This is a genomic window from Klebsiella sp. BIGb0138, from assembly GCF_004342285.1.
GTDB lineage: Bacteria > Pseudomonadota > Gammaproteobacteria > Enterobacterales > Enterobacteriaceae > Klebsiella.
Genome location: NZ_SMCV01000005.1, coordinates 271,942 through 288,181, shown reverse-complemented (window position 1 = coordinate 288,181; position 16,240 = coordinate 271,942). Strand labels below are relative to the sequence as shown.

17 protein-coding genes are annotated in these 16,240 nt (G+C 58.1%); 4 read left to right on the top strand and 13 right to left on the bottom strand.

Annotated elements, in window-relative coordinates:
• Positions 1–51 precede the first annotated feature (51 nt).
• Together EDF73_RS14085 and EDF73_RS14080 are read right to left on the bottom strand one after the other, a co-directional pair.
• A complete protein-coding gene (locus EDF73_RS14085) occupies positions 52–882 on the bottom strand; it encodes a DeoR/GlpR family DNA-binding transcription regulator (protein WP_132729732.1) in 831 nt (276 codons plus the stop codon).
• 398 nt (positions 883–1,280) lie between these two features.
• On the bottom strand, positions 1,281–1,931 hold the full coding sequence (locus EDF73_RS14080) for an L-fuculose-phosphate aldolase (protein WP_132729731.1): 651 nt from the start codon (positions 1,929–1,931) through the stop codon (positions 1,281–1,283).
• Positions 1,932–2,201: 270 nt separating this feature from the next.
• On the opposite strand from EDF73_RS14080, the gene fucR reads away from it, so the two are divergent.
• Positions 2,202–2,903, top strand: a complete 702-nt coding sequence (fucR, locus tag EDF73_RS14075; RefSeq protein ID WP_132729730.1) for an L-fucose operon activator — start codon at positions 2,202–2,204, stop codon at positions 2,901–2,903.
• A gap of 1 nt (position 2,904) precedes the next feature.
• On the opposite strand, the gene fucK is transcribed toward fucR, so the two are convergent.
• The 4 genes from fucK to EDF73_RS14055 all read right to left on the bottom strand — a co-directional run bounded on the left by fucK (position 2,905) and on the right by EDF73_RS14055 (position 6,854).
• Positions 2,905–4,305, bottom strand: a complete 1,401-nt coding sequence (gene fucK / locus EDF73_RS14070; RefSeq protein WP_132729729.1) for an L-fuculokinase — start codon at positions 4,303–4,305, stop codon at positions 2,905–2,907.
• 295 nt (positions 4,306–4,600) lie between these two features.
• Entirely contained in the window at positions 4,601–5,374 is a 774-nt protein-coding gene (locus tag EDF73_RS14065) for an amino acid ABC transporter substrate-binding protein (protein ID WP_132729813.1), read from the bottom strand.
• A 36-nt stretch (positions 5,375–5,410) separates the two neighbouring features.
• Complete coding sequence (locus EDF73_RS14060; RefSeq protein ID WP_132729728.1) at positions 5,411–6,178, bottom strand: amino acid ABC transporter ATP-binding protein; 768 nt, start codon at positions 6,176–6,178, stop codon at positions 5,411–5,413.
• Entirely contained in the window at positions 6,156–6,854 is a 699-nt protein-coding gene (locus EDF73_RS14055; protein WP_165905718.1) for an amino acid ABC transporter permease, read from the bottom strand. Before EDF73_RS14055 ends, EDF73_RS14060 begins: the two co-directional genes overlap by 23 nt.
• Before the next feature lie 498 nt (positions 6,855–7,352).
• Between EDF73_RS14055 and EDF73_RS14050 the strand changes: the two genes are divergently transcribed.
• Both EDF73_RS14050 and EDF73_RS14045 read left to right on the top strand, forming a co-directional pair.
• Positions 7,353–8,729 carry a cystathionine beta-synthase gene (locus EDF73_RS14050; RefSeq protein WP_165905720.1) on the top strand — a complete coding sequence of 459 codons (1,377 nt, stop codon included), beginning with the start codon at positions 7,353–7,355 and terminating at the stop codon, positions 8,727–8,729.
• Positions 8,730–8,738: 9 nt separating this feature from the next.
• Positions 8,739–9,884, top strand: a complete 1,146-nt coding sequence (locus tag EDF73_RS14045) for a PLP-dependent aspartate aminotransferase family protein (protein WP_132729726.1) — start codon at positions 8,739–8,741, stop codon at positions 9,882–9,884.
• A gap of 61 nt (positions 9,885–9,945) precedes the next feature.
• On the opposite strand, the gene EDF73_RS14040 is transcribed toward EDF73_RS14045, so the two are convergent.
• The 3 genes from EDF73_RS14040 to EDF73_RS14030 form a co-directional block, all read right to left on the bottom strand.
• Positions 9,946–10,341: a YidB family protein gene (locus tag EDF73_RS14040; protein WP_132729725.1), complete on the bottom strand. Its 396-nt coding sequence runs from the start codon at positions 10,339–10,341 to the stop codon at positions 9,946–9,948.
• A gap of 51 nt (positions 10,342–10,392) precedes the next feature.
• Positions 10,393–10,842 (bottom strand): peptidoglycan-binding protein LysM, encoded by a 450-nt coding sequence (lysM, locus tag EDF73_RS14035; protein WP_132729724.1) that lies wholly within the window; start codon positions 10,840–10,842, stop codon positions 10,393–10,395.
• Positions 10,843–10,903: 61 nt separating this feature from the next.
• Positions 10,904–11,794 (bottom strand): LysR family transcriptional regulator, encoded by an 891-nt coding sequence (locus EDF73_RS14030; protein ID WP_132729723.1) that lies wholly within the window; start codon positions 11,792–11,794, stop codon positions 10,904–10,906.
• A 99-nt stretch (positions 11,795–11,893) separates the two neighbouring features.
• On the opposite strand from EDF73_RS14030, the gene EDF73_RS14025 reads away from it, so the two are divergent.
• Positions 11,894–12,496 carry a short chain dehydrogenase gene (locus EDF73_RS14025; RefSeq protein ID WP_132729722.1) on the top strand — a complete coding sequence of 201 codons (603 nt, stop codon included), beginning with the start codon at positions 11,894–11,896 and terminating at the stop codon, positions 12,494–12,496.
• Between the two features lie 41 nt (positions 12,497–12,537).
• Here the strand turns inward: EDF73_RS14025 and argE are convergent, their stop codons facing one another.
• Genes argE through EDF73_RS14005 form a run of 4 tightly spaced genes read right to left on the bottom strand, consistent with a single transcriptional unit; the run spans position 12,538 to position 16,082 of the window.
• Complete coding sequence (gene argE, locus EDF73_RS14020) at positions 12,538–13,689, bottom strand: acetylornithine deacetylase (RefSeq protein WP_132729721.1); 1,152 nt, start codon at positions 13,687–13,689, stop codon at positions 12,538–12,540.
• A complete protein-coding gene (locus tag EDF73_RS14015; RefSeq protein ID WP_132729720.1) occupies positions 13,679–14,356 on the bottom strand; it encodes a DUF1028 domain-containing protein in 678 nt (225 codons plus the stop codon). The genes argE and EDF73_RS14015 overlap by 11 nt, the downstream gene beginning before the upstream one ends.
• A gap of 9 nt (positions 14,357–14,365) precedes the next feature.
• Complete coding sequence (locus EDF73_RS14010; RefSeq protein WP_132729811.1) at positions 14,366–14,788, bottom strand: RidA family protein; 423 nt, start codon at positions 14,786–14,788, stop codon at positions 14,366–14,368.
• Between the two features lie 28 nt (positions 14,789–14,816).
• Positions 14,817–16,082 carry an NAD(P)/FAD-dependent oxidoreductase gene (locus tag EDF73_RS14005; RefSeq protein ID WP_132729719.1) on the bottom strand — a complete coding sequence of 422 codons (1,266 nt, stop codon included), beginning with the start codon at positions 16,080–16,082 and terminating at the stop codon, positions 14,817–14,819.
• Positions 16,083–16,240: the final 158 nt, after the last annotated feature.

Sequence of the window (16,240 nt, the reverse complement as noted above, 5' to 3'; positions counted from 1 at the left end):
TCCACAGATGTTCAACTTATTCCGCAAGCGCCGGGCGAGAAGAAGCCGGCGCTACGGCTGTTTTTTGCTTTTCTTTTGTAGGGGTAAAGGGGCAACGTCAATCACGTTGACGTTGCTCCAGGCCAGCTCCTGCCGAAACTCCTCATCGTCCAGACGATCGGTAATCAGGGTGTCAATTTCCCGGTAGTGGCATATCCGCGCAAACGAACTGCGGCCGAATTTACTGGCATCCGCCAGCAAAATTTTGTGTTCTGAAGAGAGCAGCATTTGCTGTTTTAAACGCGCATGATGCTCATTGCTTTCTCTGATCCCCCCGTCATGGCTGATGCTATGGCAGGAGAAAAACAGTTTGTTAATGGCGAACTCTTTCAACATCTGCTCGGCATAGACGCCGATAAAATCTTCGTATTTAGCCGAGTACTCTCCGCCCAGGCCGATGGTTCTGACGTTGGCTTTCGCCGCCAGCGCCTGAATGATATGCAGCGAGTTTGTCAGCACCACCAGCGGGATATCCGGCAGCTGCCGCGCCAGAAACCAGCTGGTTGAACTACTGTCGAGCAGCAGGCAGTCTCCCGGCTCAATAAACTGCAGAGCGCGTTTGGCGATCCGGGTTTTACTGTCCGGCGACTGATTGCTGCGATCGCGAAAAGACTCCCCTTGCTCGATCTGCGCCGGGACATACTGCTTTTCCGCGTGCTGGTGTTCGACAAACACCGCGCCCCCGTGGCTGCGTACCAGCAGTCCACGCTTTTCCAGCAGGGCCAGATCGCGCCGCGCCGTCTCCAGCGAAATCTGGCACAGCTCGGCCACTTCCTGAACCAGGATTCGCCCACGTTGGGCGAGGACTTCGCTAATAAAGCGGTGACGTTCTACAGGCAGCATGTTTTTTCCTCTTGCCGATGTTTAATAGAATACGCAGGCCGTGGCATACGGAATGCGGGCTCCCTCAAAAGCGACCGCGCGTGCGCAGCGCGGCGCTGACCATGTGATAGTTGTCAAAAAAAACGCTAAATAGGTGAAATGTTAAATGTGGGATCTGTGGCGGTAGCGGGAATAAATCGTCTTTCGCTTGATAAATGAACAGAGAGATTTTGGCAAACGGTCACAAATCCTCGCGGCCATAATTGACCGATCATGACCGATCGCGAGGAAGTGACCGTTTAAAGAGGATATGCGACAGCAGCAAAAGGAACGATGCAGATCTGCCAGCGGCTGAAACCTCCGACGGCGACCGCGCCGCCGGAGGGAGCAAAGAGGCTCCCGCAGGGAGAGGGGATGGACTAGCGGACGATATCGCTCAAACCATAGCCGTGGAATTTTTGCAGGACCTCATCGATCGCAGCATCGCTCAGCACCGGCACGTCCGGCGTGACCGCCAGCGTCAGCAGGTAGAGTTTCGCCAGTACCTCTACCTCCTGCGCCAGCCAGAGCGCTTTTTCCAGCGTTTTACCGCAAACGATCATCCCGTGATGCTGCAGCAGGGTGGCTTTATAGCCGGCCATGGCGGTGACCGCATAGTCCGACAACGCCTGCGTACCGTAGGTGGCGTAGCCCGCGCAGGGAATTTTCGTCCCTCCGGCCGCCGCGACCATGTAGTGGATGGCCGGGATCTCTTTATTCAGAATGGCGACCGCCGTCGCGTGAACCGCATGATTATGCAGGACCACATTCTCATCCGGTTTAGCGTGCAAAATCGCCTGATGGAAACGCCATTCGGTGGACGGCGTTTTGCCCGCCTCGGCACGCCCCTGCCCGTCGACAAAAACGATATCGTCTTCGCTCAGTTGCTCGTAGGGCACGCTGGTCGGCGTAATAAGCATCCCGTCGCCAAAGCGGACGCTGATATTGCCCGATGTCCCCTGATTAAGCCCCATACGGCTCATTTCCAGACAGGTGTCGATGATCTGGCGTGCAATAGCGGTTCTTTCCATTGTGTTTTCCTCGGCGCAACAAACTAGGGTGGATGACGTTGGCGATATCTTCTGGCGGCGTCCCGGATGGCAATAGTCAGCCATGTAGATGTGTGATGATTGTCAAAATAATGGGCCTAAAAGGAGAAAACTTGCCGCTAAAAACCGTCCGCGCAGCGCCCGTTTGCCGTCGAGGGAGGGCAAACGGGCAATTGGCCGCATCGCCCTCCTGCAACCCGAATGATTTAGGGTATAGTGCGCAAGATTGCGCGGCGAACGAGGAGTGAAAAGATGAACAGGCAGGCCCGTCTGGATGAGATTATTGCCCTGCTCAAAAACAACGCGTCTTTGCGCGTCAGCGACCTTGCGGCCGGGCTGAACGTCAGCAAGGAGACGCTGCGCCGCGATTTGCAGTATCTGCAGTTGAAGGGGCTGCTGGTAAGGGAGTATGGCAAAGCCAGAAGGCTGGAAGACGCCTCGAAGGCCCCGGAAATGGCTTTTGACTCGCGCTCGAAAAGCCACGCCCAGCGGAAAACCGCGCTGGCGGATACCGCTATAGGGTGGATAACGCCGGGGATGTGCATCGCCCTGGACGCCAGCTCAACCTGCTGGCATCTGGCGAAGAGGCTGGCGGACCAGGATCTGACGGTGTATACCAACAGCTACCGCATTTGTGCCGAGCTGGAAAAGAAAACCCACATTCGGGTTTTATGCTCCGGCGGCACGCTGGATAGAAAATTCGCCAGCTACATCAACGACTCGCCGCTGCATATGGTGCGCCATCTCGATATCGACCTGTTCATCTTCTCCTGCGACGGTATCGATGCCGGCGGTAATATCTGGGATACCGATAACGGCAACGCGCTGTTCAAAAAATTCATGCTGAAAAAGAGCCTGCAGAGCATTTTGCTGGTGGACTCCAGCAAGATAGAGCGCAGCAGCGAAGTGATTATCGGCAACGTGGCGACGGTCACCGCGGTTATCCGCCGCTAGGCTAGCGAGGATACCAGGTCTCGTAATCAAAGCTCACCTGCGCCCGCGCCTCATCCGCGCTGCGGTACACGCCGGCGCCGGCCCAGGCAAACATCGCGGCTCCCGAGACGGTGGTTTCGGCCTTCGCCAGCACCTTCACCGGCAGTTGCAGGGTATCGGCCTTAATCTGATTCCATAGCGCATTGCGACTGCCGCCGCCGACGAGCACCAGCTCTTCGGCCGTAAATCCGGCCACCTCCTCCAGCATCGCCAGCTGTTCGCGCAGGCGTATCGACAGCGCCTCCAGCGCCGAGCGGTAGAGGTGCCCGCGCTGGGTGGAGAGCGTCACTCCCCGCCAGCCGGCCTGCTTATCGCCCATCAGATCGCTGCGCATGGTCACCCCTTCGCAGCCAGCCGGCACGCGCCCTGCCTCCAGCAGCATCTGCTGATAAACCTGAGGGGCGGGAACGCCTGGCCAGTAGAGTTCACGGATCCACTCCAGGACTCCGGAAGCCAGATACTGGCAGCCGGGGTTAAAGTACCCCCTGCAACTATCCAGCTCGCAGGTCGCCGCGGTGTGTGATTGCAGTAGATCGGTGTTGATGCTGGATGAGCGCACCATCAGAATCTCCCAGGTACCCGAGGAGAGCACTGGCTGATTGAGCCCCACTCCCGAGCCGTAAAGCGCAAACTGGGTATCGTGGCCGCTGGAAATCACCGGAATGCCCGGCTTAAGCCCGAAGCGGGCCGCCGCCGCTGGCTGCAGTTCGCCAACAGGCTCGCCGGCGTTGACCATGCGCGGGAACAGCGAGCGCGCAATGCCGATCGACTCAAGCAGCCGCTCGCTGAAGGTTTCTTGCGCGACGTCCAGCAGCTGGCTGGTGCCCGCCATGGTTCTTTCCGTGATCATTTCCCCGGTCAGCTGAAAGCCAATTAATGACGACATAAACAGCCACGCGTGGGCGCGATCGAGCACATCCGGGACGTTCTCCCGCAGCCATATCAGTTTATACAGCGTGTTGAAGCTATACGGCGCCACGCCGGTAATAGCCTTAAGCTCGGCCGGCGGCAGATACTTCTGAATATTATTCATCACGGCTTCAGTGCGCGGGCATTTCCAGCTGATCACCGGATACAGCAGCGCGCCTTTGGCGTCCACGAGCGCGCCGTCGACGCCAAAAGCGGTAACGGTCAGCGCGCGTACCGGATGATGGGGGAGTTTCTTGACCAGCGCCCGGCAGCTGCGCTCGAGGCTTGCCATGATGTTTGCCAGCGGCCAGATGTGCCACAGCGGGTTTTCCGACGGGTTCAGCGTAAAGTTCTGCTGGTGGGCGCTGGCCAGCACGTTACCCCGCTCATCAATGGCCATCGCGCGAATATTGGTTGCGCCGCAGTCCAGAACGATCACGATGTCTTTCTGCATTTTTCCCTCTCCCCACCCGGCCAGCCCGGCCCCTCATCGGGGCGACGGTATATTTTCTGTATGGGATGGTTATCACTTCGCGGGTGATTGAAAAGGGGCATCGCCATCAGGCGCGACACTATGCGACTAATCTGTGAAAAGGATCACCAAAAACCGCGACTTAACGGCAAAGACGGCGTACCGGGTTCTGCCCGTTTTCCTCCAGCGGAGAGCAAGCGGGCAGTCGATCGCCCCCGGCCGACGTATTACCGGCCGCAGCAAGACGCGGGTTGCCGAAAAAGCGTAGCCAGCGGGACTATTTCGAGACGTCCGCGCCGAAATACTGCCTGGAAATCCGCTGGTAGGTGCCGTCGGCGCGAATATCGGCGATGGCGGCATCGATCGCCTGCCGTAGCTCCGGTTCCCCTTTGCGGATTAACACCGCTTCCTGTTCGGCATCACTTCTTTCCGCCACGATCTTCACCGGCGCGTCGGGCTTGTGTTTTTTGAAATCGAGGAACGAAAGATTGCTGTTGATGGTCGCATCCGCGCGCCCCTGCGCCACCAGGGCGATTGACTGGTCAAAGCCATCCGTCCCCACCACCTCCGCGCCATTTTCACGGGCAATTTGCGCATAGTTGCTGGTCAGCGTGTGGGCGGACTTTTTGCCCTTCAAATCCGCAAAGGTGTGAATATCCTGATTGTTGTTATTCACGATAAGGACCGCTTTCGGCGTGATATAGGGTACAGAAAAATCATATTTCGCCTGGCGTTCCGGCGTAATCGAGACCTGATTAATCACCGCGTCGTAGCGGTTAGCATCCAGCCCGGCCACCAGACCGTCCCACTTGCCTTCAACGAACTCCGCTTTCACGCCAATCCTCCGGGCAATTTCACGCGCGATATCGACATCAAACCCCACCAGCTTGCCGGAGGTATCATGATAGGTAAAAGGCGGGAAGGTCCCTTCGGTGCCGACTTTAAACACCCCCGCCGATTTTATCTTCGCCAGGTTTTCGCCGGCGTAGACCGCGTGCGTCACGCTCAGCTGAATGGCGGTAGCCAGCAATGCGGTCATCAGTACTTTCATCATTCACTCCTTCATCTGGATTGCCGTGTTATTTTTTTAAATTTCCCAGGAATCGGGAAACGTCTCCGTCAGCGTGGAAATAAAAAGCTGCGTACGCGTTTTCCTGGCCCGGGTAAAAATGTCCCGCGAGGTCCCGCTCTCCACAATGTGGCCGGACTCGAGGAACACCACCTGGCTGGCAATATTTGCCGCCAGCCGAAGATCGTGGGTCGCCATCAGCATCGTCGTCCCCTCCTGCGCCAGCTGACGCAAAACGGCGATCACCTCCTGGGCTAGCTCAGGATCCAGCGCCGAGGTCGGTTCATCGCAGAGCAGCACTTTCGGCGAGGGGGCCATCGCCCGGGCAATGGCGACCCGCTGCTGCTGGCCACCGGAGAGCATCGCCGGCCAGGCATGGCGTTTGTGCGCCAGGCCGACTTTAGCGAGCAGCTCTTCCGCCCGCGCCCTGGCCCGTTCGCGGGGCCATTTCTGCACCACCATCAGCCCCTGCATAATGTTTTCCAGCACCGACAGATGCGGAAATAGCTGGAAGTTCTGAAAGACCATGCCGGTTTGCTGGCAAATACGACGAATGTCCTTTCTTTTTGGCGCCGCGGCGGGAGAGAAAATAATCTCCTCGTTGCCAATTGTTAATTTCCCGGCCTGCGCGATTTCCAGTAAATTAATACAGCGTAATAATGTACTTTTACCGCTGCCCGATGGACCAATCAGCGCCGTCACGCTGCCTTCCGCAATCGTTAAAGAAATATTATGCAGCACCTTCTGCTGGGCAAAATTTTTATCAAGTCCGGACAGCGTTATCATTATGCTCTTCCTTTATCAGCGTATTTCTTTCTAAACGTAATTCCAGCCGGGACTGTAAATACGCTAAGACCGAACTAATTAATAAATAGAGCAGGGCCGCTTCGCTATACAGAATCAGCGGCTGGTAGGTGACAGCGGCAATACGCTGGGCGGCTAAAAAGAGCTCCGGTACCGTAATCACCGATGCCAGCGAGGTATCTTTGACTAAGGAGATAAAGGTATTCGACAGCGGCGGCACCGCCACTCGCGCCGCCTGCGGCAGGATAATATAGCGCAGCGCTTGCCCCCAGCTCATGCCGATGGAGTGCGCCGCCTCCCACTGCCCTTTGGCGACCGATAGCAGCGTCGCCCGGATCACCTCCGAGGTAAAGGCGCCGACGTTCAGGGTAAAGCCGATAACCGCGGCAGGAAAGGCATCCAGGGTAATCCCGACGCTGGGCAGCGCGTAAAAAATCAGGAACAGCTGCACCAGCAAGGGGGTGCCGCGGATAATCCAGACATAAAAACGCACCACGCTTTTCAACGGTGCCGGGCCATATAAACGAATCAGCGCGACAATAAACCCCAGCAGCAGGCCGAGGAAAAAAGAAATTAAGGTTATGGGGATAGTAAAAACCAGCCCGGCATAAAACATCGGCCAAAATGAACTTATTACTAATGAAATAAATTCCGCCACATCTCACCTTTTCGCGCAGTCATCATTCTTTATTACTGCCCCAGCGGGGGGCAGCTTATTAAAAGAGCTTACCATGCACGCCAGCCCAGCAGCATGTATCAATACTGGCATTGAATAGCCGACTTTGTGCTTTAAGCTCCCCACCGGCGGCCGTCACTGCCGGTGTGTCGGCGCATCGTTGACGCCATCGGTGAAATAACGCAGCCGCCGGAATAATAAAAATGGTCAGCCGTAAAAACGTTCGTCCGGCTATAGAATATTTTCGCCAACCCTTTCCTGAAATAAAGATAAGCGCCGGGCGCGAGGCGCTAATTCGGTGAAAAATACGGCAAAAAAGGCCTTATCTGGAAATCAACACGCCCAGGCGGCTAACAGGCTTTCCCTCCGGATGGCCAAAAAGCATCTTATATTCCATTTTGCTCTTAATGACGGACAAATATTCTTTAAATTACCAATTTTGCAGACCTACCATTCAAATATCTCGATACGAATGGGCAAATTGTTATGTCAGTCTTTCACTCCGTTAGCGACCTGATTGGTCACACTCCGCTGCTTCAGCTGCACAAGCTGGATACCGGCCCCTGCAGCCTGTTTTTAAAGCTGGAAAACCAGAACCCGGGCGGGTCGATTAAAGACCGCGTCGCGCTGTCGATGATTAATGAGGCGGAACGGCTGGGTAAATTAAAGCCCGGCGGAACCATTATTGAAGCGACGGCCGGTAACACCGGACTGGGGCTGGCGCTGATCGCCGCGCAAAAAAATTATGCCCTGACGCTGGTGGTTCCCGACAAAATGAGTCGGGAAAAAATTTTCCATCTGCGCGCCCTGGGAGCCAAAGTGCTCCTCACCCGCTCGGATGTGACGAAGGGCCACCCGGACTATTATCAGGATTATGCGCGCCGCCTGGCGGATGAAACGCCGGGAGCCTTCTATATTGACCAGTTCAATAACGAAGCCAATCCGCTGGCGCACGCCACCACTACCGCGCCCGAAATATACGCTCAGCTGGACGGCGATATCGACGCCATCATCGTCGGCGTCGGCTCCGGCGGCACCCTCGGCGGCCTGCAGGCCTGGTTTGCCAGACACTCGCCAAAAACCGAATTTATTCTTGCCGACCCGGCGGGATCGATCCTTGCCGACCAGGTTGAAACCGGGCGCTACGGTGCAACAGGCTCCTGGCTGGTCGAAGGGATTGGCGAAGACTTCATTCCACCGCTGGCCCATCTGGACGGCGTCCGTACCGCATATCGCATCAGCGATGGCGAAGCGTTCGCGACCGCCCGCCAGCTCTTACAAACCGAAGGCGTGCTGGCCGGATCGTCAACCGGCACCTTACTGAGCGCCGCGCTGCGCTACTGCCGGGCGCAGACCACCGCGAAACGGGTGGTGACCTTCGCCTGCGACAGCGGCAACAAATACCTCTCCAAAATGTTTAACGACGACTGGATGCGCCAGCAGGGCCTGCTGAGCCGGCCGCCGCGCGGCGATTTAAGCGATTTTATCGCCCTGCGCCACGATGAAGGGGCTACCGTCACCGCGGCCCCCGACGATACCCTCGCCGCCATCCTCGCGCGCATGCGTCTGTATGACATTTCCCAGCTGCCGGTGCTGGAAAACGGCCGCGTCGTCGGTATCGTCGATGAGTGGGATCTGATCAGCCACGTCCAGGGCGACAGCCAGCGCTTTTCGCTGCCCGTTCGGGAGGCGATGACCCGCAACGTAGAAACGCTGGATAAACACGCGCCGGAAAGCGCGTTGAAAGCCATTTTCGATCGCGGTCTGGTGGCCGTTATCGCTGACAACGAACGTTTTTTAGGTCTCATCACCCGCAGCGACGTGCTGACGACCTGGCGCAACCGACTTGAACACTAAGGACGAAAGATGAAAAATTTGCATACGTTGAGCGTACATAGCGGCGTCTTTAACGACGGGCACGGCGCCGTAATGCCGCCGATTTACGCTACCTCCACCTTTGCCCAACCCGCGCCGGGGCAACATACCGGCTATGAATACTCGCGTAGCGGCAACCCGACCCGCCACGCGCTGGAGACGGCGATTGCCGAGCTGGAGAGCGGCGCCCGCGGCTACGCGTTTGCGTCAGGCCTGGCGGCGATTTCCACCGTCCTCGAGCTGCTGGATAAAGACAGCCATCTGGTGGCCGTCGATGATGTCTACGGCGGCACCTATCGGCTGCTCGAGAATGTCCGCCGTCGCAGCGCGGGGCTGCGGGTCAGCTGGGTCAAGCCCGACGATCTGGCCGGTATTGAAGCGGCCATTCAGCCGGATACGCGCATGATCTGGGTCGAAACCCCAACCAACCCGTTGCTTAAGCTGGCGGATCTCAGCGCCATCGCGGCGATTGCCCGTCGGCACAATATTATCAGCGTCACCGATAACACCTTTGCCTCCCCGATCGTCCATCGCCCCCTCGAGCTGGGCTTCGATATCGTGGTGCATTCGGCGACGAAGTACCTGAACGGCCATTCCGACGTTGTCGCCGGGCTGGCGGTCGTCGGTGACAATCGCCAGCTGGCGGAGGAACTGGGCTATCTGCAAAATGCGGTGGGCGGCGTGCTTGACCCGTTCAGCAGCTTCCTGACGCTACGCGGTATCCGGACGCTCGCGCTGCGTATGGAGCGTCACAGCAGCAATGCGCTGGCCCTCGCCGAATGGCTTGAACAGCAGCCGCAGGTGGAGAAAGTCTGGTTCCCATGGCTGGCATCGCACCCCCACCATCAGCTGGCGCGCCGGCAGATGGCCCTGCCCGGCGGGATGATTTCGCTGGTGGTGAAAGGCGATGATGACTATGCGCAGCAGGTCATCAGCAAGCTGAAGCTGTTTACCCTTGCGGAAAGTTTGGGCGGCGTGGAAAGCCTGGTCAGCCAACCGTTCAGCATGACCCACGCCTCTATTCCGCTGGAACAACGGCTGGCCAATGGCATTACCCCTCAGCTGATTCGCCTTTCCGTCGGTATCGAGGATCCACAGGATCTGATCGCCGACTGGCAGCGCGCACTCAGTGAGTAAACAAAAAACCCGCCGGACGGCGGGTTTTTGCTTTTGCTGACAAGGCGGCGCCTATCAGCACTCAGCTAAACAGTTTGCCTTTCAGCAGACTCATACCCTCTGACAGTAGATCCTGCTGGGCGGGCGCCTCGCCCGCTGGCGATAAACCATCAACAATGTCAGGCAGATATTGCGCGATCAGCGCCGACGCGGTTTGCGGATCGATCCCGAGTTTCGCCCCGAGATCCTGCAGCGTAGAGGATCCGAATACCGAGGTCACCTGGTCACTGGAGACCGGCAAATTATTTTGCTGGCTAATCCACGACTCCACGATCTCGCCGAGGCCGCCGCTGCGGAATTTCTCCACAATTCCCTGAATCCCGCCCTGCTGCTGGATCCAGCTCATTATGGCCTGTAGCTGCTCCGCTTTACCGGCCTGGCCGCCCAGCATACCGCCGATTTGATCAAGTAATCCCATTGCAGACTCCGTATAAATGGGGGGTGGTTAATGAACGCCGATTTTCCCGTCTTACTTCGCCGGAATAATCAGTACCTGTCCCGGATAGATTTTGTCGGGATGGGTCAACATCGGTTTATTGGCTTCAAAAATCCGCGGATAGTCATTCGCGGAACCATACATGTTTTTGGCAATCGCGCTCAGGGTGTCGCCGGATTTCACCGTGTAGTAGCGGCTTTCCGCTCCGCTTTGCGTCACGGTAACGTTATCGCTGACCTGAGCAATACCGGTCACGTTACCCACCGCCACCATAATTTTCTCTTTATCCTCCTGCGAAGCCACGTCGCCGGTCACCGTGGCGGTACCATCTTCTGCCACGGCAATATTGACCTTGTCCGCGCCAGGCAGATTAAGCGCATCGATGTGCTTTTTCAGCTTGTCGGCCTGGTCCTCTTTGTCGCCGCCTGAAACCGCGTCCCAGATTTTCTCACCCGCTTCCTTCACAAAACTCAACAATCCCATATTCCCTCCTGTGACTGGCAATGACCTACGAAAAACTTATATCAGACCCAATAAGCGTAGTTCATAAATAGCGTTTTCCCTCTTTCAGTAGATACTCCACGAAACGGGTCAGCTTCGGCAGCGGGCGAAGATCCTGACGCCAGAGCAGATGTATCGGCCGTGGCCGCGGGGTATACGCCTCCAGCACCCGCACGAGTTTTCCACTGGCCAGCTCCTCGGCCAACAGAACTTCCGGCTGTAGCAACAGCCCGGCTCCGGCAATCGCCGCCATCCGCAGCGCATAGCCGTCATTGCAGCGCAGGATCGCATCGCGCTTCCAGCGCACCTCCGCTTGCGCGCCGGGCAGGATCCACTCATTCCGCGCGGTCCATACCGTATGGGACAGGCAGAGATGATCCACCAGATCCTCTGGCGCCGTGGGCGTGCCGTGGCGGGCGAGGTACGCGGGCGCAGCGCAAATCACCATCCGGTATGGACAGAGATATTTCGCCACCAGGTCGGTGTGGTGAATATCGCCAATGCGGATCGCCAGATCGAACCCTTCATCCACCAGATCGATCGTCCGGTTGGTCAGATCCAGCTCCACGCGCACATCCGGCCACGCCTGTAAGAAAGCGGCGGTCAGCGGGGCGATCGCACAGGCGCCAAAGGAGGTCGGCGCGCTGATGCGCAGCGTCCCGGCGGGGGCAAGGCGCAGGCGTTCTACTGAACTTTCGGCAATCGACACCTGTTCAAGCACCCGCTTAGCCTCTTCATAGTAGACCCGACCGGCATCGGTCAGGCTTTGACGCCGGGTGTTGCGTTCCAGCAGGCGGGTAGCGAGCTGACGCTCGGTCAGGGCGATATATTTGCCGACCATCACCGCCGACATCTCCAGCCGCGATGCCGCTTCGGTAAAGCTGCCGCACTCCACCACGGCGATAAACGTCTCCATTCCGCGGAGCTTATCCATATTACAAACCTCTGGTTAGTAATCATCTAACTTTTAGCCAGTTTATCCGATGTCGGTTTCATTAAAGAATAGAGACTCACCACAGATAAGGAGTCAGCCATGAAAATCGTCGTTATTGGCGCCAGTGGAACCGTAGGCCGTGCGGTTACCGAAGAACTGAGCCGCCGCCATGAAGTCATCCGCGTCGCTCGTACCCAGGGCGATCGGCAGGTTGATATCACCTCCCAGGCGAGCGTCGAGGCGCTATTTGCAGACGTGGGTCAGATCGATGCGATTGTCTCGGCCACCGGCAGCCTGTTCTTTGGTCCGCTGGCGACGATGAGCGATCGGGATTTCAACCAGGGTTTGCAGGATAAGCTGCTGGGACAGATCCGCCTGGCGCTCACCGGCCAGCATTATCTGAAAGATGGCGGTTCGATTACGCTGATTAGCGGCATTGTCGCCCATGAGCCGATTGCTCAGGGGGTCAACGCCACCACGGTGAACGCCGGGCTGGAAGGTTTTGTCCGCGCCGCCGCCTGCGAACTGCCGCGCGGGATCCGCATCAACCTGGTCAGCCCCACCGTGCTGACCGAGTCGGCCGCGGCCTATGATGGCTTCTTCCCCGGCTTCGCCAGCGTACCGGCGACGACCGTCGCCCAGGCCTATCGCCGCAGCGTGGAAGGCGTGCAGAGCGGCCGGGTCTACACCGTCGGTTATTGAATTGCGGCGGGTAAAAATGCGCCTGAATCAGGCGCATACTCTTAAGAAATCGCCATCCAGCGGCGCAGGTTATCCAGCATCGCCAGACATTTTTCCAGTTCGCTCAGGGCAATAAATTCGTCCGGCTTGTGCCCCTGCTCCATGCTTCCCGGCCCGCAGATAAGCGTTGCCACGCCCGCCTCGTCAAACAGGCCGCCTTCGGTGCCAAAGGCGACGGTAGAGAACGCCTCGCTGCCCGCCCATTGCGCCAGCCAGCCGGCAAAAGCCGACTGCGGGTCGCTTAACAGGCCTGGATACTGGCTCAGCGCACGCAAGGTAATATTTGCCTCCGCCGCCACCGCCCGCATCGCCGGCACTAACTCATCGCCGGCATACGCCTGCAGCTCGCTAAGCGTCTGCGCAAGGGAGACATCCGGCAAATGGCGAATTTCAAAATCAAACTCGCAGCTTTCAGGCACAATATTGAGCGCCGCGCCCCCCTTAATCACCCCCACCTGCAGGGTGCTGTAAGGCGGGTCAAACCGGGGATCCTGCCTGAGCGCCAGCTTTTCACCCAGCATGCCTAAACGGCTAATCAGCTTTGCCGCATACTCGATAGCATTCACCCCACGAGGGGCATAGGCCGAGTGGCAAGCCTTACCGTGCACCTGGCAGCGCATGGCTAATTTGCCTTTATGACCATAGACCGGGCGCATCTCCGTAGGCTCGCCGATGATGCACAACGCGGGCTTGTCTTTTGAGGCCTTAAGATGATCCACCAGGCTACGAACGCCAAGACAACCCACCTCTTCATCATAGGAAAAGGCCAGATGCAGCGGCATGCTTAACGGCTGGGCGAGAAAGGCGGGAATAGAGGCCAGCACGCAGGCAATAAACCCCTTCATGTCGGTGCTGCCGCGCCCGTAGCACAGGCCATCGCGGAGGGTCAGCTGGAACGGCGGAACCGTCCAATGCTGACCGTCAACCGGCACAACGTCGGTATGGCCGGAGAGCATCACGCCACCCGGCCCCGGCGGGCCTAACCGGGCGTAGAGATTCGCCTTTTTACCTTCTTCATCGTAGAAAAGCCGGGTCTCAATGCCGAAACCGCCCAGAAGGCGGTTAATGTAGTCAATCATCTGCAGATTGGATTCACGACTGGTGGTATCAAACGCCAGTAGCGTGGCCAGAAGCGTTGTCACCTCATGATTCATCGCCTGGTACTCCGTAACTGGGGGCCTCCCGGGGATCGAGCGCGCGCGTAATATAGGCCTGCATCTGCGGTTCATACGCCTGCCAGAGCGCGGCAAGCTCAGCAACAGGATCGTGCTCGCTCCAGTCAACGCGCAGGTCCACCAGCGGCCATGAATAGTCATCCACGACTTTCACCGCCGCCGAGTGGACCGGCCCCGCTTCGCCGCCGCAGGCCAGTCCGGCCTGCAGCGCGGCAACCAGACGCATCGCCATTTCACCTTCGCTTTGCCCGAAGCCGGCGACCATCGCCTCAATCACCGAGGCGCTGGCCAGCATATTGCCAGCGGCAATGCAGTTCTCTCCTTCGGCAACGTGATAGATGCCCAGCGTCTTATCGCCGCTGAATGAGGCCGTCCTGCCGTTGGCATCGATGGCGATAATCTGCCGGTAGCGGCTAAAGTCATCCTCCGCCAGCGCTCTGCGTAGCGCCTTCTCTGGCTCTAAACCTTGTTCCAGTTGCGCCAGCGCCAGCTGGCCGAGCGCCGGCAAAGTGATGTTCTGGCTGGACACCGCCCCTACTCCGGCCTGCAGCCAGGGGCAGCGGGCACCGACGGCGATACTGGAGGAACTGATGGCAATACCAAACTGCCCGCTTTCCGGGCAGTATGCTGCGATAGAAAAGGTCATCGTCGCTCCTTATTTGACAAAATCATCGGGAATTACGGCAATCACATCGATCTCCATCAGCCATTGCGGCTGTGCCAGCGCGGAAATCACCAGCCCGGTGGAGATAGGGAAGACCCCTTTCAGCCATTTCCCCACCTCCTGATACACCGGCTCGCGGTAGCGCGGGTCAATAATATAGGTCGTGGTTTTCACGATGTGCGACAGATCGCTCCCCGCCTCTTCCAGCAGCTGCTTGACGTTTTTCATCGCCTGCTCGGCCTGCGCCTGCGGATCGCCCAGCCCCACGAGGTTACCGGCAAAATCGGTCCCCACCTGTCCACGCACATAGACGGTATTCCCGGCGCGAACCGCCTGACATAAATCGTTATCGAGAGTCTGATTGGGGTAGGTCTCTTTGGTATTAAACATGCGAATGCGGGTATGCGTCGGCATCATTTTTATCCTCTAAGTAAGCGGGTGTTCAGCGCTGGCCGGCATCCCGGTACTGGCTGTATTTACGCTGGGTGGCGATATGGTCGGCGATGTGTTTCGCGTCATGCCACACGCCCCAGATGAAGGTCGAGCCACGGCGTGACAACCACGGCAGTCCGAGGAAATAGACCCCGGGTTCGCTGGAGACGCCGCGTTGATGCTGCGGACGATGGTGCTCATTAAAGGCATTCACATTGAGCCAGCTGTAATCCACGGCGTAGCCGGTCGCCCAGATAATGGTGGTGATGCCCGCGTCCGCCAGGTTCAGAGAGAGGATCGGCGAGGTCATGCACGGCGGGTCAGGTAAAAACTCGCGGGCGGCAGGTTCTTCCGGCAAATCCAGGCCATTGGCCGCGATGTAGGCATCCGCGGCATCCAGCAGCGCGAGGTAGTTCTCATCCCCGCGACGGATGTTGTCGCACAGATCCGGCTGGAAGGTGGCGGTACCGGATACAAAGTCTTTTGTCAGCCCCACCAGGGTGATACCGCGCTGCGCCAGCTCGCGAAAATCCACCGTGTGGCCGCCGTGGGCGCCGCTGACCGCAATCGTAACATGTTCTTTACCCGGGGCGCTGGCAGGCGCATCCCACAGCCCCAGCACCCCCAGCCACCAGCAAAAGTCGCGGTTGCGATAAGCGCGCGGCGGACGGTCGTGGGCGCCCACGGATAAATAGACCTCGCGACCGGCACGCAGGAGTTCGTCGGCAATCTGTACCCCGGAGGAGCCCGCCCCGACGACCAGCACGGCACCGACCGGGAGCTGCGCAGGGTTGTAGTAGCCGGCGGAGTGAATTTGATGAATACCGGGCTCTTTCGGCGCGATTGGCGGAATGACCGGTTTCTGGAAGGGCCCGGTGGCGGCCACAATACGCTGTGCCTCAATGACCCCCGCGGTGGTTTCAATGGTAAACCCCGGGCGCCCGCTGTTGCGTACCGCGCTCTTCACCTCAACGCCGGTACGCACCGGCAGAGCGAATTCCCGGACGTAATCTTCAAAATAAGCCGCCACCTCGTCCTTCGGAATAAAGCTGTCGGGGTCAGCGTCTTTAAATTCCATCCCCGGGAAGCGGTCATGCCACGCCGGGCCGTTCGCCACCAGCGAATCCCAGCGCCCGGTGCGCCAGGCTTCGGCAATACGCTTTTTTTCGATAACCAGATGCGAGATCCCAAGCTTCGTCAGATGCTCACTCATGGCAATACCGGCCTGGCCTCCGCCAACGATCAGCGTATCAATCTCTGTTTTTTCTACGGTCATAATGTGTCCTTCGAATGGTGTTCAATCGCCAGGAATAAACCACTGCGCAGGACCGAGGTTAATAAAGCGTAACAATCAGGTAAATTATTATAAATTTAGAACCTGAGAATAAAATAGTGATGCAGAGCGCAGCACGTTGAATCTACAAGATAAAAACA